Source organism: Janibacter limosus (assembly GCF_004295485.1).
GTDB lineage: Bacteria > Actinomycetota > Actinomycetes > Actinomycetales > Dermatophilaceae > Janibacter > Janibacter limosus_A.
Genome location: NZ_CP036164.1, coordinates 1,121,171 through 1,141,926, shown reverse-complemented (window position 1 = coordinate 1,141,926; position 20,756 = coordinate 1,121,171). Strand labels below are relative to the sequence as shown.

At 72.2% G+C, this 20,756-nt stretch carries 16 protein-coding genes; 5 read left to right on the top strand and 11 right to left on the bottom strand.

All coding sequences use genetic code 11. The features are described 5' to 3' along the window. Positions 1–49: 49 nt before the first annotated feature. The gene (locus EXU32_RS05510; RefSeq protein ID WP_130628992.1) at positions 50–1,465 is read right to left on the bottom strand and encodes a replication-associated recombination protein A; all 1,416 of its coding nucleotides are present in this window, start codon (positions 1,463–1,465) and stop codon (positions 50–52) included. 18 nt (positions 1,466–1,483) lie between these two features. Here EXU32_RS05510 and EXU32_RS05505 point away from each other — a divergent pair, with 18 nt between their 5' ends. Genes EXU32_RS05505 through EXU32_RS05490 form a run of 4 tightly spaced genes read left to right on the top strand, consistent with a single transcriptional unit; the run spans position 1,484 to position 6,626 of the window. Next, positions 1,484–3,697 (top strand): MMPL family transporter, encoded by a 2,214-nt coding sequence (locus EXU32_RS05505; protein WP_242612894.1) that lies wholly within the window; start codon positions 1,484–1,486, stop codon positions 3,695–3,697. Positions 3,698–3,752: 55 nt separating this feature from the next. Further along, entirely contained in the window at positions 3,753–4,451 is a 699-nt protein-coding gene (locus EXU32_RS05500; protein ID WP_130628991.1) for a GNAT family N-acetyltransferase, read from the top strand. After that, positions 4,451–6,160 (top strand): FUSC family protein, encoded by a 1,710-nt coding sequence (locus tag EXU32_RS05495; RefSeq protein ID WP_130628990.1) that lies wholly within the window; start codon positions 4,451–4,453, stop codon positions 6,158–6,160. The genes EXU32_RS05500 and EXU32_RS05495 overlap by 1 nt, the downstream gene beginning before the upstream one ends. 4 nt (positions 6,161–6,164) lie before the next feature. Next, complete coding sequence (locus tag EXU32_RS05490) at positions 6,165–6,626, top strand: NUDIX domain-containing protein (RefSeq protein WP_207233881.1); 462 nt, start codon at positions 6,165–6,167, stop codon at positions 6,624–6,626. 89 nt (positions 6,627–6,715) lie between these two features. On the opposite strand, the gene EXU32_RS05485 is transcribed toward EXU32_RS05490, so the two are convergent. The 3 genes from EXU32_RS05485 to EXU32_RS05475 all read right to left on the bottom strand — a co-directional run bounded on the left by EXU32_RS05485 (position 6,716) and on the right by EXU32_RS05475 (position 9,965). After that, positions 6,716–7,354, bottom strand: a complete 639-nt coding sequence (locus EXU32_RS05485) for an HAD family hydrolase (protein ID WP_130628989.1) — start codon at positions 7,352–7,354, stop codon at positions 6,716–6,718. Between the two features lie 4 nt (positions 7,355–7,358). After that, entirely contained in the window at positions 7,359–9,176 is a 1,818-nt protein-coding gene (aspS, locus tag EXU32_RS05480; RefSeq protein WP_130628988.1) for an aspartate--tRNA ligase, read from the bottom strand. 141 nt (positions 9,177–9,317) lie between these two features. Then, a complete protein-coding gene (locus tag EXU32_RS05475) occupies positions 9,318–9,965 on the bottom strand; it encodes an NUDIX domain-containing protein (RefSeq protein ID WP_130628987.1) in 648 nt (215 codons plus the stop codon). A gap of 107 nt (positions 9,966–10,072) precedes the next feature. On the opposite strand from EXU32_RS05475, the gene EXU32_RS05470 reads away from it, so the two are divergent. Next, positions 10,073–11,563 (top strand): hypothetical protein, encoded by a 1,491-nt coding sequence (locus tag EXU32_RS05470; protein ID WP_130628986.1) that lies wholly within the window; start codon positions 10,073–10,075, stop codon positions 11,561–11,563. A gap of 36 nt (positions 11,564–11,599) precedes the next feature. Here the strand turns inward: EXU32_RS05470 and EXU32_RS05465 are convergent, their stop codons facing one another. The 7 genes from EXU32_RS05465 to recN are packed head-to-tail and all read right to left on the bottom strand — an operon-like array spanning position 11,600 to position 20,755. Continuing rightward, positions 11,600–13,321, bottom strand: coding sequence for a CTP synthase (locus EXU32_RS05465; protein ID WP_130628985.1), 1,722 nt, complete (start codon positions 13,319–13,321; stop codon positions 11,600–11,602). 16 nt (positions 13,322–13,337) lie between these two features. Further along, positions 13,338–14,387: a glycosyltransferase family 4 protein gene (locus EXU32_RS05460; protein WP_130628984.1), complete on the bottom strand. Its 1,050-nt coding sequence runs from the start codon at positions 14,385–14,387 to the stop codon at positions 13,338–13,340. 4 nt (positions 14,388–14,391) lie between these two features. After that, positions 14,392–16,005, bottom strand: a complete 1,614-nt coding sequence (gene murJ / locus EXU32_RS05455) for a murein biosynthesis integral membrane protein MurJ (RefSeq protein WP_165399586.1) — start codon at positions 16,003–16,005, stop codon at positions 14,392–14,394. Further along, on the bottom strand, positions 16,002–16,823 hold the full coding sequence (locus EXU32_RS05450; protein ID WP_130628982.1) for a hypothetical protein: 822 nt from the start codon (positions 16,821–16,823) through the stop codon (positions 16,002–16,004). The genes murJ and EXU32_RS05450 overlap by 4 nt, the downstream gene beginning before the upstream one ends. Positions 16,824–16,828: 5 nt before the next feature. Further along, entirely contained in the window at positions 16,829–17,809 is a 981-nt protein-coding gene (locus EXU32_RS05445; RefSeq protein ID WP_165399585.1) for a copper transporter, read from the bottom strand. Continuing rightward, entirely contained in the window at positions 17,806–18,990 is a 1,185-nt protein-coding gene (gene steA / locus EXU32_RS05440) for a putative cytokinetic ring protein SteA (RefSeq protein ID WP_130628980.1), read from the bottom strand. The genes EXU32_RS05445 and steA overlap by 4 nt, the downstream gene beginning before the upstream one ends. Before the next feature lie 31 nt (positions 18,991–19,021). Continuing rightward, positions 19,022–20,755, bottom strand: coding sequence for a DNA repair protein RecN (gene recN, locus EXU32_RS05435; protein ID WP_130628979.1), 1,734 nt, complete (start codon positions 20,753–20,755; stop codon positions 19,022–19,024). Position 20,756 lies beyond the last annotated feature (1 nt).

The following is a 20,756-nucleotide window of genomic DNA, read 5'->3' as shown; positions in this document are numbered from 1 at the left end:
CGGTCGTCGTCGCCTCCTCAGCACAAGCCGGTGTCCCTCTTCTGCGCCGTCACCGACCGCGCAGACGCTCCCGCAGCCAGGCCCACCGCTCCTGCAGGCGGGCCTCGAAGCCCCGATCCGTCGGTCGGTAGTAGGACCGGTCCGCCAGCTCGGCGTGCAGGTCGTCCGGCAGGTACTGCTGTGCCGCCACGGCGTCGGGCTGGTCGTGGGCGTAGACGTAGCCCGCCACCTTCGCTCCCCCGCTCGCGCCGGCGGCGCGCTCGGACGCCTGGGTGTAGCCGCTGCCGCGCAGGTGCGGCGGCACCGCCTGCACCTTGCCGGCCCGCACATCGGCGATCGCCTCGTTGATGCCCGTGTAGGCGGCATTGGACTTGGGCGCCAGGGCGTTGTGCACCACCGCCTGCGCGAGGATGATCCGCGCCTCGGGCATGCCGATCTGGGCGACCGCGTGCATTGCGGCGACCGCTGTCTGCAGGGCCGTGGGGTCCCCGAGGCCGACGTCCTCCGAGGCGGAGATGACGATGCGGCGGGCGATGAAGCGTGGGTCCTCCCCCGCCTCGAGCTGTCGCGCCAGGTAGTGCAGGGCGGCGTCGACGTCGGAGCCACGCATCGACTTGATGAAGGCCGAGGCCACGTCGTAGTGCTGGTCGCCGGTGCGGTCGTAGCGCACCGCCGCACGCGCGACCGCCTGCTCGACGTGGGCCAGCGTGAGCGGCACCCCGGCCTCCGGGATCTCACGACCGAAGGGGTGGTCGTCGTCGGCGACGCCCGCGGACGCCTCGAGCGAGGTCAGGGCACGTCGCGCGTCGCCCCCGGCGATGTCGACCAGGTGCTCGCGTGCCTCGGGCGCCAGGTCGTAGCCCCCGGCGAGCCCGCGGTCATCGCCGAGCGCCGCGTCGATGACCTCCCCGACCTCCTCACGGGTGAGCGACTCCAGGGTGACGAGGATCGAGCGCGACAGCAGCGGGGAGATGACCGCGAAGGAGGGGTTCTCCGTGGTCGCGGCCACGAGCACGACCTCCCGATTTTCGACCCCCGGCAGCAGGGCATCCTGCTGCGCCTTGCTGAAGCGATGGATCTCGTCGAGGAAGAGCACGGTCTGGCGCCCGTACATCGAGCGGCTCGTCGCGGCCCGCTCCAGGACGGCCCGCACGTCCTTGACCCCGGCCGTCACCGCCGACAGCTGTACGAACTCGCGGTCGGCCGCGGTCGCCACGAGGTGCGCCAGCGTCGTCTTGCCGGTGCCGGGCGGGCCCCAGAGGATCGCTGACATCGGGCCGGCGACCGCGTTGACGCTGCCCTCGACGAGGCGGCGCAGGGGCGAGCCGGGCCGCAGGACATCGCTCTGCCCGCGGACCTCGTCGAGCGTGCGCGGTCGCATCCGCACCGCGAGGGGAGCATTGAGGTCCGCCCCGGCGTGGGCTGGGTCACCGGCGGCGGACGCGAAGAGGTCGTCCGATTGCACAAGTGGCACGCTATCCCGGTGAGCAGACACCGCGCCCCGAGGCTGCCGCTGCTGCACCGCCTCGGCACTCTGATGGGTCGCCGTCCGCGCACAGTCGTGGCCACCTGGCTCGCACTGGTCGCGGCCTTCTTCGCCCTCGCTCTCGGTGGGGTCACGGGCAGCGGTCTCTTCGACCAGCTGAGCAGCGGGGACATGACCACCCCGGGCGAGGCCCAGGACGCGCGACAGCTCTTGGTCGACGCCGGTGGTGGTGATCTCGACTCGGACACCCTGATGGTGTCGGGGTCCCCCGCGACCGACCCCTTCGTACGCCAAGGCGTCGCCACGGCGATCAAGCGCATCCACGACCTGCCCGCCGTCGAGAGCGTCGCCAACCCCCTCGTCCTCGAGGACGGCGTCAAGGACCCGAAGGGAGCCCCGCTCGTCCTCGAGCAGGGCACCGACCGTTACGGCTTCCTCACCGTCGTCGAGTTCAAGCACGGGCTGAGCGACGGGGAGCTGGAGGACGCCCGCCGGGACGTCGGCATCCAGTTCGACCAGATCGTCACCGCCTCCCGGGCCACCGACAGCCAGCGCGGCAGCCTGAAGATGCTCGTCGACGAGGTCGTCGGTCAGGTGGCCAGCGACATGAAGGTCGGCGAGGGCCTGGCCCTGCCGGTCTCCTTCATCGTCATGGTCGTCGTCTTCGGAGGGTTCCTCGCAGCGGGCATCCCGATCGTGGGGGCCATCGCCGCCATCGGCGGTGCGCTCGCGTCGTTGTGGGGCTTCTCCCACGTCATCGACCTCGACGCGACGGTCGTCAACATCGTCAGCGTGCTCGGCCTCGGCCTGTGCATCGACTACGGGCTGCTCGTCGTCTCGCGGTTCCGGGAGGAGATGCGCGAGCTCCTCGACGGCGCCCCCCTGGGCGAGGACTCCCGGGCCCTGGTCATCGAGGCCACCGGCCGCACCGTCGACCGGGCGGGGCGCACCGTCGTCTTCTCCGCCGTCACGGTCGCCATCGCCCTGTCCGGCCTGCTCTTCTTCCCCTCCGTCTTCATGCAGGCCGCGGGCGCTGCCGGGGTCTCCGTCGTCGTCCTGTGCCTCGTGGTGGCCACGACGCTCATCCCCGCCCTGTGCGCCCTCTCGGCACGGCGACTCCTGCGCGGGCGCACCGAGCGCACCCCAGACACCGGGGTCTTCGCGGCCCTGGCCAAGGCGGTGCAGCGGGCTCCGTGGGCCGTCATGGCGCTCGTCCTCACGGCTCTCGTGGTGATGGCCCTCCCGGCGACCCGGATGGAGGTCACCTCCTCGGGCGTCGAGCTCCTGCCCACCGACAGCGTGCAACGCCAGTTCTTCGAGGACCTCGCCCAGGACTACCCGCTGCTCAGCTCCCCCGACGTCCGGGTCGTGACGAGCGCCGACCCGTCCGAGGTCCGTGACTGGGCGAAGGGAGCCGCGCGCCTGCCCGGAGTCGAGTCCGCCGAGGTCACCACCGTCGGCTCCCTCGACGGCGAGACCGTCCGCAGCGTCGACCTGCGCACGTCCGACGGGCCGCTCGGGCCGCAGACCAAGGACGTCGTCGCGCAGCTACGGGCCGATCGTCCTCCCTTCGACGCCAAGGTCGGCGGACAGGCCGCTGACCTCGCCGACTTCACCCGGTCGATCGCCGACAACGCGGCGTTGGCCGTCGGGACCGTCATCCTGGCCACCTTCGTGCTCCTCTTCCTCATGACCGGCTCGGTCATCGTGCCGATCAAGGCCCTGCTGATGAATGTCGTCTCGCTCGGGGCATCGCTCGGTGTCCTCGTGTGGGTCTTCCAGGACGGGCACCTCCAGGGGCTGCTGGGGTACTCCTCCGTCGGCGCCGTCGAGGTCTCGATCCCCGTGCTCGTGCTCGCCTTCGGCTTCGGCCTGTCGATGGACTACGAGGTCTTCCTGCTCTCGCGCATCGTCGAGCTGCACGAGCGCGGCTACTCGACCAATGACGCTGTCCGGCTGGGCCTTCAGCGCTCCGGCAAGATCATCACGAGCGCAGCCCTGCTGATGATCATCGTCTTCACGGGCTTCGTCCTGGCCAAGGTGCTCGCGGTCAAGGAGACCGGCGTCGCCCTCGTGCTCGCCATCGCGATCGACGCGACGCTCGTGCGGATGCTGCTCGTCCCCGCGACCATGTCGGTCCTCGGCGAGTGGAACTGGTGGGCGCCGCGGTGGATGAAGCGGCTGCACGCCCGGTTCGGGATCACCGAATGAGCATCGAGCAGGTCCCGATGACCGAGCTGCTCGCCTGGAGCGGCGAGGACCCGGCGTGCGGGCCGAGGCCTCCCCCGCCACCGATCTGCCGGCCCTGGGGCTGCGGCGCGGCGACACCCGAGCGTTCGTCTTCCTGCGCCCGACGCTCATCCACGGCATCTCGCTCATGTTCCGGGGCGAGGACGCCCTCCTCCACGAGCTGGTGGGGTCCTCCCCCTTCGGCCCGTGGGTGGCTCAGGCGAGGGCGAAGGGAGCCGACGGCGTCACCCTGCCCCGCTCCGTCGAGCGCCTGGCCGGGCTGCTGCCACAGGTGCGGGGGCGCTGGGAGTTCATGACCACGACCACGGCGCCTGCGGTGACCGCCACGGAGGGACTCGTCGAGCTCGACGAGTCCCGGCAGGCCGAGATCCAAGCCCTCCTCGACGAGCACAACCCGGGGACCGACGGCTCCCCCTTCGGGCGGCCCGGTCAGCGTTGGGTCGGCGTCCGCGACACCTCCGGCGTGCTGCTGGCCGTCGGGTGCTGCGAGCTCGAGGCCTCCGGCGCGCCCGTCCTGTCCGGCATCACCGTGGTGCCGCGAGCGCGTGGCCTGGCGCTGGGTCGCGGCGTCACCGCCGAGCTGACCCGGCAGGCCGTCTCCGAGCACGGCTGGTGCACCCTGGGCCTCTACTCCCACAACGACCGGGCCCGAGAGGTCTACCGTTCAGTGGGATACGTCGTCCGGGCCGAGTGGAGCAGCGGGAGGTTGGGCTGATGATCGGTCGCCTCCAGGAGTACCTGCGTCCGCTGGTCCGGTGGAACCCCGGTCCCATCCGACGCTGGATCGCCCTTCGTGCCGCCGCGGCCGTCGCGCTGCCGCTCGTGGGCTTCACGCTGTCCGGCCACGGGCAGCAAGGATTCCTCGCGGGCATGGGGGTCTTCGCCGTGCTCTACGGTGCGGCGGCGCCCGTGCGACGCCGCTTCGTCGTCACCCCGCTCGCCGGGGTCGGCCTGCTGGCATCGATGACGCTGGGCATCGCGCTCGCGGGGCACCCCTTCCTGGCGGTCCTGGGCATGGGGCTGGCCGCGACCATCGCTGCCGTGCTCTCCTACGCCCTGCAGGTCGGGCCTCCCGGAGCCTTCTTCTTCGCCCTCGTCACCGGTATCGCCAACATCGCGGCCAGCCACGGGGCCGAACCGCAGACGATCCTCGGCTTCGCCGCCGTCGGTGTCCTCTCCGCGGTCCTCGTGGGCACGTCCGACGTCTGGTTCCGTGGGCACGGCATCGAGGACGCAGCCGTCGGCCACGCCGAGGTGGAGGTGGAGCGCTACCTGTCGGAGACCGACCGGGACCAGGTCCCCGCCCTGAGGCGCACGGCCGCGCAGGCACTCAACACTGCCTGGACCGCCGTGACCGACGGCGGCTCCGACCGCTTCGACGGGCGCCTCCAGCGCATCCACAGCCGCTACGCCAGTGCCGTCTCCCGTGCCATCGGTGGCCCCGACGAGGAGGTCACCGCCGAGCTCGCCCTGCACGAGGCCGCGCGGGTGCGCCAGGTCTCTCTCGGTCGCCCCCGCCCCGGCTGGTCCCTGCGTCAGGCCCTGCGGTGGCCCAGCGAGGACCTGCTCGTCGGGGTCCGGGTCGCTGCTGCTGCGATCATCGCCGGATCGGTGGCGCTGCTGCTCGACAACGCCCATGCCTACTGGGCCGCAGCCTTCGCAGTGCTCATCGTCCACGTGGGCGGCACGCGCGGCTCGCAGCTGCACCGGGCCTTCCAGCGGACGGTAGGCACGGCACTCGGGCTGGTCGCCTTCACCCTGCTGCTGCGTCTCGACCTGTCCCACTGGTGGACGGTCGCGGTGGTCATCACCCTGCAGTTCGTCGTCGAGCTGCTCATCACGCGCAACTACGCCCTCGCCGTCGTCTTCCTCACGCCCCTGGCCCTCGTGATCTCCGAGGCGGTCACCGGCATGGACACGACGATGATCCTCCTCGACCGGGGCGTCGACACCGTCATCGGCGTCGGCGCCGCAGTGCTCGTGCTCGTCACCTCCAGCCACCTGGGCCGGCCCGAGCTGCTGCTGCGGGCCCACGCGCGGCGCGTGGTCCTGGCCCTCGACGACGTCCTGGCCGACCTCGCCGAGCGACGGACCCGGACCGACGAAGGGATGGCCGCCCACCTCGAGCACTGCAAGCAGCTGTACGTCGAGCTCCTCGCCTCCGACCAGGTCGCCCGGCGCACCCTCGCCGACGCCCCCGAGGCCGTGGGTCCCTACCGCCACATGGAGGAGCTGCTCGCCTCGATCGGCTATCTGGTCCTCGGCGCGACGTGGAACCCTCGGGTGCGCGGCCAGAGCGAGCTGATGGCGCGGGCCCGAGAGGCCCTCTCGGAGCTGACCGACCACCCCGTCACCCGACGGCGCCCGGCCGAGGACATCACCGACGACCTGCGTCGGGTCCGCACGATCCTCACCGAGGCCTGAGGCCGTGGCGCGCACCAGTGCAGGACTCCTCCCCTTCGCCCTGCTCGACGGGAGTGCACAGGTCTTCCTCGGCCACATGGGCGGTCCCCTGTGGACCCGGCGTCCGCGCGGCTGGACGCTGATCAAGGGTGAGGTCGATCCCGACGAGGGGCTCCTCGCAGCGGCCGAGCGGGAGTTCGCCGAGGAGACGGGCGCGCCACCACCGCCCGGTCCACGCATCCCCCTGGGCGAGATCCGTCAGTCCGGGGGCAAGGTCGTGCACGCATGGGCGGTCCGCGTGAGCGACGCGGACAGCGTGCGCCTCGTGCGCAGCGGCACCTTCGAGATGGAGTGGCCGCCGCGCTCGGGACGTCGCGAGAGCTTCCCCGAGCTGGACCGGGCGCAGTGGCACGACCTCGAGGCGGCCCGCGACCTCGTCGTGGCCGCCCAGACGACCTTCCTCGACCGCCTCTCCGCACGTCCTTGAGGTCGTGCCCCCACTCACCGCACAACCTTAAGGTCGTGCCCCCACTCACCGCACAACCTCAAGGTCGTGCCCCCACTCACCGCACAACCTTAAGGTCGTGCGGTGACAGGGGCCAGACCGGGCACGAGCGGGGTCAGGACCTCGACCAGCCCCGAGGCGCCGGCCTGCGGGTCGTGGCACACCGCCCGGATGCCCACGGACCGCGCGGCGGCGACATTGCTCGCGAGGTCGTCGACGAACCCGATGCGCTCGGCAGGCAGATCGAGGTCGTCGAGGATGTGCTCGAAGAACGCCGGGTCGGGCTTCATCGCCCCCATCTCGCTGGAGTAGTACGAGCCGTCGACGAGGTCGTCGTAGCCACGCACCCCACGCATGTGCTGCACCCGGTGGTCCTGCTGGTTGGTCGCCAGCATGCAGCGAACCCCGAGCTCGCGCACCGCCGTGAGCACTGCCACCGCCTCCGGGTCGAGGTCGAACTGCTCCCAGATGATGAGCAGGTCCTCGACGGTGACGGGCACGTGGCCACCGTGCTCCCCCTCCACGTGCAGCAGCTCCTCGAGCACCGTGCGCAGCGGCCGCTCCCCACGCAGGGCGGGCAGCTCGGCCTCGAAGACCCGCCGCGCAAAACCCGGCCGGACCGAGCCGTCGAGACGAGCACGCCAGTCGAAGCGTCCATGCTGCAGGACGCCGTCGCAGTCCCACAGCAGCACCTCGACCGGCGTGCTCATCGGCTCAGGCTCCTGTCTGCTCCGCGTCGGCGGCCGCGTCCTCGTCCTTGCGCGGCTTCGCGTCGATGCCGGCCTCCTTGCGCTGCTCCGGGGTGATCGCGGCGGGCGCGTCGGTCAGCGGGTCGTACCCGCCGCCGGACTTGGGGAAGGCGATGACGTCGCGGATCGAGTCGGCGCCGAGCAGGAGCATGCAGATCCGGTCCCAGCCGAAGGCGATGCCGCCGTGCGGCGGGGCGCCGAACTTGAAGGCCTCGAGGAGGAAGCCGAACTTCTCCTGCGCAGAGGCCTCGTCGAGCCCCATGACCGCGAAGACCCGCTCCTGCACGTCCTTGCGGTGGATACGGATCGACCCGCCACTGATCTCGTTGCCGTTGCAGACGAGGTCGTAGGCGTAGGCCAGCGCGGGGCCGGGGTCGGTGTCGAAGGTGTCGATGAACTCCGGCTTGGGGCTGGTGAAGGCGTGGTGGACCGCAGTCCACGCACCGCCACCGACCGCGACGTCACCCGCGGCGACGGCGTCACCGGTCGGCTCGAAGAGCGGCGCGTCGACGACCCAGAGGAAGGACCAGGCACTCTCGTCGATGAGCTCGCACTTCTTGGCGATCTCCTGACGGGCTGCGCCGAGGAGGGCACGCGCGGCCTTGGGCTTGTCCGCGGCGAAGAAGATGCAGTCGCCCGGCTGGGCACCGACGTGAGCGGCCAGGCCGGCCTTCTCCTCGTCCGAGATGTTCTTGGCGACCGGGCCGCCGAGCTCGCCGTCCTCACCGACCGTGACATAGGCCAGGCCCTTGGCGCCACGCTGCTTGGCCCACTCCTGCCAGGCGTCGAACTGGCGGCGCGGCTGGCTGGCGCCACCGGGCATGACGACGGCGCCGACGTAGTCGTTCTTGAAGACGCGGAAGGGGGTGTCGGCGAAGTACTCGGTGCAGTCGACCAGCTCGACGCCGAAGCGCAGGTCCGGCTTGTCGGAGCCGAAGCGCTCCATCGCCTCCGCGTAGGTCATCCGCTGGAAGGGAGCGTCCAGCTCGACACCGATGGTGCCCCAGACGGCCTTGGCGATCGCCTCGCCGAGCTCGATGACGTCGTCCTGCTCGACGAAGGACATCTCGATGTCGAGCTGGGTGAACTCCGGCTGCCGGTCGGCGCGGAAGTCCTCGTCGCGGTAGCAGCGCGCGATCTGGTAGTAGCGCTCCATGCCGGCGACCATGAGCAGCTGCTTGAAGAGCTGCGGGCTCTGCGGCAGCGCGTACCACTCGCCCGGCGCCAGGCGCGCTGGCACGAGGAAGTCGCGCGCGCCTTCGGGGGTGGAGCGGGTGAGGGTCGGGGTCTCGATCTCGACGAAGTCACGGTCCGCCAGCACGCTGCGGGCGGCGGCGTTGACCTTGCTGCGCAGCCGCAGGCCGGCGCCGGCGCTGGTGGCGCCCGGGCGGCGCAGGTCGAGGTAGCGGTGCTTCAGGCGCGCCTCCTCGCCGACGCTGACGCGCTCGTCGATCTGGAAGGGCAGCGGGTCGGCCGTGCTCAGCACCTCGATGGTGGACGCGACGACGTCGATCTCACCGGTCGGCAGGTCGGGGTTGACGTCCTTGGGGTCACGCGCCGTGACCTCACCGACGACCTTGACGACGTACTCGTTGCGCAGGTCGTGCGCCGCACCGGTCAGGACCTCGTCACGCGCGACGACCTGGGCCACCCCGGAGGCATCGCGCAGGTCGAGGAAGGCCACGCCACCGTGATCACGTCGGCGTCCCACCCAGCCGGTGAGGGTGACGGTCTGGCCGGAGTGCTCGGCACGCAGGGTGCCGGCTTCGTGGGTGCGGAGCACGGGGTGATCTTCCTTGTCCTTCGACAGCGCCCGGCGGGTCGCGCGGGCGCCCCCATCCTACGAAGACCCGGCGGTCTCCCGCGAACGGGTTGTGGCGCGAGCGCGGACCGCTCCCGTCTCACGGCAGGCTCGGGCCCGGCGTCAGGCCGTGGACCGACGACCCGGGTGCGCCGGCCACGGGCTGTCGGCCGGACGAAGGGAGGACCACTCACCCTCGCGTGCCGATCGCGCCGCCAGGGCGGCGATGATCAGGGTCGAGTTGTGCAGGTCGCCGGACAGGACGGCCTCGGCGATCTCGTCGAGGGGCACCGTGCGGTGGACGATGAGCGCCTCCTCGCCGTCGCGCTCGTGCCGCTCCGACTCCGCGACCGGGTGCAGCCCACGGGCCAGGTAGACCCGGATGGCCTCGTCCAGGCCGCCCGGCGAGGTGAAGTAGTCGACGAGCACGGCCCAGTCGTCCGCGGTGACGTCGGCCTCCTCCAGGAGCTCGCGCTGCGCGGCCACGAGCGGGTCCTCTCCCGCGATGTCGAGCAGACCGGCGGGGATCTCCCACTCGTGGGCGGCGACGGGGTGCCGGTACTGGCGGATGAGCAGCGCGTCACCGTCCTCGTCGAGAGCGAGGACGGCCACGGCACCGGGGTGGTCGACGACCTCACGGACCAGGGTCTGGCCCTCGAGGTCGAACGTGTCGCGTCGCACGTCCCAGACCGCGCCGTCGAAGACCACCTCGCTCGAGATGACCGACGGGGTGGCGAGCTCGTCGCGCAGCGGATCGGGTGCGGACGTCATCCTGCGATCCTACGGGCGGACACGCGGAGGGCCCCGCGGTGGTCCTGCCGGACGTGACGCAGCAGGCGACCTATGGTCGGAGCATGGCTGGATCAGGGGAGTCCGGGATGTCAGCAGCAACCCAAGGCGCACCAGGTCGGCGCGTGGTCCTCGTCGGGGGTGTCGTCGCCCTGGGCGTCGCTGCGGGAGCGACCTGGTTGGTGGGCACGACCGGGGACAGCGGCTCCGACGGCGTGCGGGTCTCCCCACCGACAGGGCCGGTCATCGCTGCGGGCGACCCGGCCGCGAGCGCGCTCGCGGCCTCCAAGGCGCTCTTCGTCTCGGCCCCTGCCGTCGTGGTCGTGGCGCCGGGCACCACGGGCGATGACCTCGAGGCAGCGACCCTCCTCGCGACGCAAGCGGGTGTGCCGTGTCTCCTCGACGGCGAGGGGCTGGGCGCGGAGCTCGACCGTCTCGGCTGCGAGCGACTGGTCCGGCGGGGCCCCGACGGTGATGGGCGCTGGAGCGAGGCGGTGTCGAGCCGGGACGAGGTCGACACGCTGCCTGCGCTCACGGTCGCGACACACCCGGTGGTCGTGGTCACCCCCGACCCGGTCGCGCACGCTGCGGCGATCGCGACGGTCCGCTCGGCGCTAGGCGCGGGCGACGTGGTCCAGGTGCTGCGATCCGACGACCCTCGCGCCGACCCCGTCGTGGCAGCCGTCCGCGCCGACCCGCCGCTGCCCCTCGTGGTGGTCGGCGACGCCCCCGGACTGGCGACCACGGCACTGGCCGGGGCCGCCCGGATGGCCACGATGGCCCCTGAGCTGCCCGGCGGAGGTGTCCTGCCCTTCCCCGGGCGGCGGATGATCGCTCTCTACGGGCACCCCGGAGTCCCCGGCCTGGGTCTCCTCGGCGAGCAGGATCTCGACGCCGCGGTCGAGCGCGCCCAGGACCTCGCCCAGGAGTACCAGGACCTCGTCCGGGAGCGCGTGGTGCCCGCCTTCGAGATCATCGCGACGATCGCGGACTCCGCAGCCGGTGCCGATGGCGACTACTCCAGCGAGGCCGACCCCGAGATGCTGCGGCCATGGGTCGACGCAGCGGGCGAGGCCGGCGTCTACGTCGTGCTCGACCTCCAGCCCGGACGAGCCGACTTCCTCTCCCAGGCCAAGCGCTACACGAGCCTGCTCACCGAGCCGCACGTCGGTCTCGCGCTCGACCCCGAGTGGCGCATCGGTCCGGACGAGAGGCCGCTGCAGCGGATCGGTCATGTCGAGGCGGACGAGGTCAACGAGGTCGCGACCTGGCTGGCGAAGCTCACCCGCGACCACGACCTGCCGCAGAAGGTCTTCACCCTCCACCAGTTCCAGCTGCAGATGCTGCGCGACCGGGACCGGATCCGCACCGACCTGCCGGAGCTGGCCGTCGTCGTCCACGTCGACGGGCACGGCACCCCCGAGCTGAAGCAGGAGACCTGGGCGGCGATCCAGACGGACCTGCCCGAGGAGGTGCATCTCGGGTGGAAGAACTTCATCGACGAGGACACGCCGACCTTCACACCGGAGGAGACCGTGCGGGACGTCTCCCCCGTGCCGTGGTTCGTGTCCTACCAGTGAGCCTGCGCGACCCCCGTCAGGGGGTCGCGCCGGCGGTCACGGGGTCGCGTCTGCCGCGACCTCGACCGTCTCAGCCCCCGTGGGCTCGACCTCGACCAGGCGCGAGTCGATCTGGGCCTGCACCGCCGCACCGATGAGGCCGGCGAAGAGCGGGTGCGCCTTGTCCGGGCGGGACTTGAACTCCGGGTGGGCCTGCGTCGAGACGTAGTACGGGTGCACCTCGCGCGGTAGCTCGACGAACTCGACCAGCCCGAGCTGGGGGTGGGTGCCACTCACGACGAGACCGGCCTCCTCGAGCTGGGCGCGGTAGGCGTTGTTGACCTCGTAGCGGTGACGGTGGCGCTCGGTGACCTTGGTGGCGCCGTACGCCTCCGCGGTGACAGAGCCCTCGCGCAGGTCGGCCGGGTAGGACCCCAGACGCATCGTGCCGCCGAGGTCACCGGCACCGTCGACGAAGGACTTCTGCTCCTCCATCGTCGCGATGACGGGAGCCGACGAGCTCGGGTCGAACTCCGTGGAGCTCGCCCCGTCGATGCCGGCGACGTTGCGGGCGTACTCGATGACCATGCACTGCAGACCCAGGCAGATGCCCAGGGTCGGGACCTGCCGCTCGCGGGCCCAGCGCAGGGCGCCCAGCTTGCCCTCGATGCCCCGGACGCCGAAGCCTCCGGGGACGAGCACGGCGTCGACCCCGCCGAGGGCCTTGGTCGCACCGGCCTCGGTCGAGCAGTCGTCGGAGGGCACCCAGCGGATGCGTACCTTGGCGTCGTTGTGGAAGCCACCGGCACGCAGGGCCTCGGTCACCGACAGGTAGGCGTCGGGCAGGTCGATGTACTTGCCGACGAGCGCGACCTCGACCTCGTGGCGCGGCTGGTGGACGCGGCGCAGCAGGGTGTCCCAGCTGCCCCAGTCCACGTCGGTGAAGTTCAGCCCGAGGCGTCGGATGACGAAGGTGTCCAGGTGCTCGCGGTGCAGCACCTTGGGGATGTCGTAGATGCTCGGCGCGTCGACGCAGGCGGCGACGCCGTCCTGCTCGACATCGCAGGACATCGAGATCTTGCGCTTGATGTCGTCACTGATGTCGCGGTCCGCCCGCAGCACGAGCGCGTCGGGCTGGATGCCCACCTGACGCAGCGCGGCGACGGAGTGCTGGGTCGGCTTGGTCTTCATCTCCCCGCTCGGGGCGATGTACGGCACGAGCGACACGTGCAGGAAGAAGCAGTTGTCGCGACCGAGCTCGTGCCGCACCTGGCGGGCGGCCTCGAGGAAGGGGAGGGACTCGATGTCGCCGACGGTCCCACCGATCTCGGTGATGATGACGTCGGGGGCCTCGGCGTCCTTGATGCCGGGGCTGCCGGCGGCGGGCGCGCGCATCCGCGAGGTGATCTCGTTGGTGATGTGCGGGATGACCTGGACGGTGTCGCCGAGGTACTCGCCCTTGCGCTCGCGGGCGATGACCCGGCTGTAGACCTGACCGGTCGTCACATTGGCGGAGCCGTTGTGGTTGGTGTCGAGGAAGCGCTCGTAGTGACCGATGTCGAGATCGGTCTCCGCCCCGTCCTCCGTCACGAAGACCTCACCGTGCTGGAAGGGGTTCATCGTCCCCGGGTCCACGTTGAGGTAGGGATCCAGCTTTTGCATCGTGACCGCAAGGCCACGCGCTCGAAGCAGGTGCCCGAGGCTCGAAGCCGTCAGTCCCTTGCCGAGTGAGGAGACAACTCCTCCGGTCACGAAGATGTGTTTCGTCAGTGCCACCACGGGGTTCCAATCTACGTCACGTTTGCACGGCTGAGTACCGCAGGGTCCAGCGAGTCGCGCTCTGGTCGAGACCGTCCCAGCCGCGAGCCCGCTCCCTGGCGGCGAAAGCCAGGGCCGACGCACGACCGGGGGCGTCCAGGAGGTCGTCGACAGCGGCGGCGAGACGGTGCGCGAAGGTGCCCCGAGGATGCGGCCGCACGAGGACACCGACGTCGGTGAGCAGGTCGGGCAGCCCGCCGACATCGGTCGCGACGACAGGCACACCGGCCGCCATGGCCTCCTGCACGACCAGTGCCCGGGCTTCCCACTCGCTCGGCACGAGCAGCACGTCCGCGGCCAGCAACCAGGGAGACACGTCGCGTGCAGCACCAGCCAGGTGCACGCCCAGCTCGGGGACGTCGGAGGAGATGGTGTCCTGCCCCGGCCCCACGAGCACCCACTGCGCGCTCCCTTCGCTGCTGTCGCACGCACCGGCAAGGTCCGGCAGGCCCTTCTGCGGAGCCACGCGGGCGAGGGTGAGGACGACGGCGAGAGCGGGCTCGAGCCCCTGCGCCGCGAGGAAGCCATCGCGCTGCGCGGCGCGCCACCCGTCGCGGTCGGCCTTGAGCAGTCCCGGCACCCGCGGCGAGGGGACCTCCGCCAGCTCGGCCCGGCGGGCTCCGAGCGCGCGAGCGTCCCGCACGAGGTCACGGCTGGCACCCGTCACGAGATCGGCTCTGCGCATGACGGCCCGCGCGGCCAGCTCGCCCACGATCCGACGTGGGGAGAGCCCGGATCCGCGCACCGGGTTGTGCAGGCTGATGACGAAGGGAGTCGGCCCCACCACGGTCGCTGCGACGAGCCCGGCCCGGAAGCCATGCGCATGCACGACATCGGCGCTCCGGGCGAGGTCCCTGAGTCCCCGGGCGGTGAGCAGCGCCCTCCCGGGCAGGTCGAACCGCGCCCGCGTGTCGGGGTCGGTCGCCACCTGTACCTCGTGGCCGGCTCGAGCCAGGGACGCGGCGAGGTCGGCCACATGGGTGCCGATCCCCCCGGCCGCGCTGGCCACGCAGAGCAAGATCCTCATGCGGTCATCCTCTCGTCCTGCCAGCGCGACGCAGCCCGGGGACACGGCCTCGCAGTGCCGGGTCGAGCCGGAGGCCGATGAGCAGCACGAGCGCCGCGACGCCGAGCGCCACGACGGCCCCGAGGAGCGTGGCGGCTGCGGCCGCGTCCGGCCAGTGCCCCCGGGCGAGGGCGTGCACGAGCAGGCCGAGGGCGACGGCGGCTGCCGCGAGGACCGCGGCGCGGGCCAGCCCGCTCAGCGCACCGGGCCCCCAGTCGGCGCGGACCCGGCTGAGCAGCCCGACGGCGGCCACTCCCATGCCGATCGTGGAGGCGAGGCCGAGGGTGACGAGCGTGCGGCGCGCCCCCGAGTCGTCACCCAGGGTGAGGACCGGGATGACTGCCGCGACGAGCCACCCGGCCGCCATGTGCGCGCCGGCTCGCAGCGGTCGGCCCCGGGCATAGAGCGCCCGCAGCGCGACAGCGGTCACGCCGAAGGCCACCAGCCCCGGAGCCATGGCGATGAGCGCCGACGGCATTGCTTGGAGCGCATGGGCCCCCTCGCTCCCCCGGTCGATCTCGGCGAAGACATCGCCGATGGGGCTGGCTGCGGCGATCAGGCCGGCGACGGCCGCCGCGCCGAGGACGATCACGGCACGCAGCGAGGCGGCCAGGGTCGAGGCGGCCGAGGCCTGCACCTCGGGGCTGCCGGTCGCGCTGCTGGCCAGGAGGGGGAAGACCGCCGTGGCCACCGGGACCGCGAGCACGGCGTAGGGCAGCAGGTAGAGCGCCTGCACGTAGTTCTGCACGACCAGGGCGCCGTCGCCACCCGAGCGGTTGGCGACGGCGAGGGTGACGAGCACGGTGACCTGCTGGGCCACCAGCGCGAGCACCCCTGCGCCCGCGAGTGAGCGCGCCCGCGCGCCGATCTCCTGCGACAGGCGCCATCGTGGCCGTAGCCGGATCCCGGCGGCGGTCGCGACGACGAGGAGCGGCACCGACATGGCCACGACGCCGAGGGTGGTGCCGCCACCGAGCAGCAGCCACTCGCGTGTGCCCACCTCCTCGGGGCCGGTGCCGGCGGGCACCATCAGGGCCCACGCCACGTAGGTGGCGATGACCACGAGGCTGGACAGCAACGGCGCGAGCGCGGCGGCGACGAAGCGCCGGTGGGCCTGCAGGACGCCCGAGACGACGATGCCGACGCCGTAGAGCACCACCTGCGGGCTGAAGAGCACCAGCAGTCGGGTGCCCAGGGCCACGGCGCCGTCGACGCGGTCCTCGAGGTCACCCAGGAGCGCCCGGCTGATGAGCGGGGCCGCGAGGACGAGCACGAGGGCCAGCGGGACGAGGACGGCGAGGGTCCGCGTCAGCAGTGCCGACGCCACGTCGTCGGCGCTCTCCCCCACGCTCTGGGCAGTGATCCGGCCGGCGACGAGCGGGACGACGACCGCGGCGAGGATCCCGCCGGCCGCGATCTCGTAGACGATGTTGGGCACGGTGTTGACGCTCTGGTAGACCGTGCCGACGCCCTGGGCACCGACGGCCCAGGCGAAGACGACCCAGCGCAGGAACCCGATCACGCGGGCGCCCACGGTGATGGCCGCGACCGTCCCGGCGTCCCGGGCGACCCGGCTCACCGGTCTCGGCCCCAGGCGTCGATCTCGCGCAGCACGGGGGTGGACTCGATGACCCGGGTGAAGCTGACGCGCTCCGACGCGAGCGTGAGGCCGGTGACGACCGCGGCTGCCACCAGTCGGCCACGCGGAGGCAGGCCACGCACGAGCGCGAGGCCGAGCAGCGACCCCAACGCGTTGGCGCCGCAGTCGCCGAGCATCGACTCCCCGGCGAGGTCCTCGGGCAGGAGCGCGGCCACGCCCACGACCGCTCCGGCGGTCGTCCTCGAGCCGGCAGGCAGCATCAGGACGAGTCCGGCCGCGGTCGTGACCTTCACGGCCCGGCCCGGTCTCAGGTCCAGCAGGTTGACGAGGTTGGCGCTCCCCGCGATGACGACGGAGTCCACCGCTGCATGACGAAGGGGGGATCCCCCTCCCTTCGTCGTGGGTGGCGTCTCCTGCGATGTCAGCTCCATCAGGGCCGCCACGACGGCGACCCCGCCGAGACCGCCGATCTTGACGGCCCCCGTGGTGACGCGACCGGAGCGCAGCGCGCCGAGGTGACCGCGCAGGCCCTTGGTCGTGGAGTCCCCGACGAGGTCGTCGAGGCCGCCCAGGACCCCGGGCACGAGGACCGAGAGGGCAGCAGCACCGCGGGGCGCAGGTCCGGCGAGCACGCCGGTGAGGGCCGCCGCCACGGCGACGGGGCCCTCCAGCAGCGTGACGGGCCGGCCGGCGTGGTTGGTGCGCTCCCAGGGGCGACGCAGCGCGGTCGGCAGCGACCGGGTCAGCGCCGTGAGGGCCCGCGCCGTGGCCAGGGTGCAGGCGAGGGTCCGGGCCACGTCTCTCACTTCAGGGTCGGCACCGGGCCGTCGGCGCTCTGGCCCAGCCCGTAGTCGCCCGACCCACCGTCGGACTGCTCGACGAGTGCCAGCACGACGGCCGCTCGGCCCATCGGGATCGAGGGGACGTCGACGGTCGAGACCCTGTCGGCGAGGCTGCCGGGGGTCCGGGCCATCGTCAGCGGGGACGCATCGCTCGTGCCGGTGTCGGCCTCTGCGGCGGCGAGCACCGTGCCGTCGGCGTGGGTCTGGACGAGATGCGTCAGGGCCACCCAGGACCCGGCGATGCGCTCGGCCTCGCGGTCGACGGCATCGGTGCTGTCGGCAGTCGTCGCGGGCACCGGGCCCCCCACCAGCACGACGAGCTCAGCGGCCGCTGGGGGCGTGTCCGACCCCTTGACCAGCCCGGCGTCGCGCAGCTCGGACCACGCGGCCTCCCGGTCCGACGGGGGGGCCTTGTCAGGGCTGCCGGCCTTGGTGCGTCCGGTGAGGATCACGGCGAGCGCCTGGTCGACGCGCTGCGCGCCGTCGGGGACGGCCGGCCCCACCTGGAGGAGTTGCAGCGCGGCCTGACCGGCCGTGCTGCGCGTGCTGGTGAGCTGGTCGTCTGTGCTGGCCCAGGCCGACGTCACCTCGACGGTCTCCCCCACGCTCGCACCTGCCTGCTCGAGGGTGTCGCGGATGGCCGTGACGTCCTCGTCGGCGGCCTGCGGCAGTGCCACGACGTTGACCTGGCGGTCCGTGAGCCGTCCCTGCACGACGGTGTCCAGGGTGGCCTCGTCGTAGGCGTCACGGCCGTCGATCTGCCGGCGCTGGTCGTTGCCCTGGGCACGCAGGGCGTCCTTCTCCTGGCGCAGCTTGGTCACCTCGCCCGACAGGGTGCTGCCGATGTTGTCGTTGAGGGGCCCCGCGCCGAGCACGATCCCGATCGACAGGGCGATGAGCACCGCTGCGAGGGAGACGAGGTGGTACCTGAAGTCGATCACGTGAGGAGTCCTTCGACGAGTGCCCACAGGTCGTCCCAGCGGGCACCGAGCAGTTGGAGGGTGGCCTGTCCGGTCGGCGTCGCCCAGAGCGCGACGAAGAGCGAGAGCAGGCAGACGATGGCCAGACCGACGAGCGACCACGACGATATCCGCGTCCGGTAGAGCCGGCTGACGCCCTTCGCGTCGATGAGCTTGCTGCCGACCCGTAGCCGGGTGAGGAAGGTGCTCGACATCCCGGCCCGGCCCTTGTCGAGGAACTCGACGAGCGTCGCATGCGTACCGACCGCCACGATCAGGGTTGCGCCCTTGTCGTCGGCGAGGAGCATCGCGATGTCCTCGCTCGTGCCCATCGCGGGGAAGACCACCGGGGTGCCTCCGAGAGCCTCGACTCGCGCGACCCCTGGGGCGCGCCCGTCCCGGTAGGCGTGCACGACGACCTCGGCCCCCATGGTGAGCACGGAGTCGGAGACGGAGTCCATGTCGCCGACGATGATGTCCGGCCGGTGCCCGGCCTCGACGAGTGCATCCGCGCCGCCGTCCACCCCGATGAGGACGGGCTTGTACTCGCGGATGTAGTGGCGAAGGGCGGCGAGGTCCTCCTTGTAGTGGTACCCGCGGACGACGATGAGGACGTGCCGGTCGAGCATGTTGGTGGAGATCTCGGGGACCCCGACACCGTCGAAGAGGAGGTCGCGCTCCTCGTTGATGTAGGCCATCGTGTTGGCGGCGAAGGCCTCGAGCTGCTGACTCAGACTAGCCCGTGCCTCATCCATCGTCTCCGCGAGCATCGCCGTGTCCCACAGCTGCCCCGCGACCGTCTCGCCGGAGGCGAGACGGAGCACGGCGCCGTCGACGCTCGCCCTGGCACCGTCCTTGAGGCGGTCCATCAGCGTGTCGTCGTCCACATCGATGAGCGGGATGCCGGCGTCCAGCAGGATCTGAGGACCCACATTGGGGTATCGGCCGCTGACGGACCGACCGGCGTTGACCACGGCCGCGGGCCGGCGGTCAACCAGGGCCTCACCGCTCACGCGGTCGATGTCGGTGTGGTCGATGACCGCGATGTCACCCGGCCGCAGGCGCTTGGTGAGGTCCTTGGTCCGTCGGTCGACCCGCACGGGACCGTTGAGGCCCGGCAGGGCCGGCTCACGGGACGTGTCGCGGGTCAGTCGAATGGCCATCCGGTGCATCGTCCCATGAAGCCGTGCGGATTCAGCGACGACACTGCTGAAGCAGCTCGTGGGCGTGCTCGAGACCCACGCTCGTGTCGTCCCCACCCATCATCCGGGAGAGCTCGGCGAGACGCTCGTCACCGTCGACGGCCCGGACCCCGCTGGAGGTGACCTGGTCGCCGTGGGTCTTGTGCACCACGAGGTGCCGGTCCGCGTGTGCGGCCACCTGTGCCAGGTGGGTCACGACGATGACCTGGCTGGTCCGGGCGAGCGCGGCCAGACGGGCGCCGACGTCCAGCGCTGCCCGACCACCCACCCCGGCATCGACCTCGTCGAAGACGAAGGTGGGTACCTGGCTGGCGGTGGACCCCGCGGTGGCGACCTCGATGGCCAGCATGATCCTGCTGAGCTCACCACCCGAGGCTGCCTTGGCGACCGAGCGTGGCGGTGTGCCGTGGTTGGCGGCGACCCGGACCTCGACGGTGTCCGCACCGTCGGCCGAGACACGCAGCGGCTCCCCTGCTCCCGCATCCAGCTCGGCGGCGGCGTCGTCGGTCCGCGGCTCGACCACGACCTCGACCCGGGCCTTGGGCATGCCGAGGTGAGCGAGCTCCCCCTCCACCGCGGTGGAGAGTCGGGCTGCGGCACTGGTGCGGGTTGCGGTCAGCACACCGGCGGCCCTCGTCAGCCGCTGCGCGGCGTCGGCCACCTGCCCGGTGAGCTCGTCGATGCGCTCGTCCGCCCCCTGCAGGCCGAGGAGCCGCTCGCGTGCCTCGTCGCGGTGCCGCAGCACGGCCTCGACGTCCTCGCCGTACCTGCGGGTGAGCTCTCGCAGGGCAGCGATCCGGGACTGGGTGGTGCTCAGCCGGGTCGGGTCGACCTCGATGTCGGCGGCGTAGGCCGACAGATCGGTCGCCAGCTCTGAGGTCAGGACGCCCACCTCTGCCAGACGGCGCTGCAGGTCCTCGAGCTGGTCGTCGTGCTCGACCAGCCGGGTCATCTCCTCACCGGCTCTGGCGATGCGCCCGACGACATCGTCGCCGGTGAAGCTGTCGGGGTCGGAGAGCAGGCGGTGGGCGGTGTCGGCCCCGCTCCGCAGCTCCTCGGCATGGCCGAGCCGCTCGGCCTCGCGGGCCAGCTCGACGTCCTCACCGGCCACGGGGTCGACCTCGTCGATCTGCTCGAGCTGGTGGGTGAGCAGCTCGATCTCCTGCAAGCGGGTTCGCTCGCCGTCGACGAGCCGGGCCAGATCCCCCTTCGCCTGCTGCCACTCGCGGAAGGCCGCGGAGACCTCGGTGGCGGCCACGCTCACCTCGGCACCGCCGAAGTCGTCGAGCAGGGCACGGTGCTGGGCCGGACGCTTCAAGCGCCACTGGTCGGCCTGGCCGTGGACGGCGACGAGGCCCTCCCCGAGGTCGGTCAGGACGCCGATCGGCGCGCGCCGGCCACCCACGTGGGCCCGGCTGCGACCCGCGGCGGACACCGTCCGGCTCAGCAGGAGCTCCGGCTCGTCGGCGATGCCACCGACCTCGGCGATCGTCTGCCGCGCACGGTGGTCCTCGGCGAGCTCCAGCTCGGCCTCGACGACGGCCTCGTCGCTGCCGGTGCGCACCAGTGCGGCGTCGGCCCGGCCACCGAGGACCAGGCCGAGGCCGGTGACGACCATCGTCTTGCCGGCGCCGGTCTCCCCCGTGACGACGGTCAGGCCCGGGTGCAGGGTGAGGGTCGCGTCCTCGATGACGCCGAGATCGCGGATGTGCAGCTCGCGCAGCATG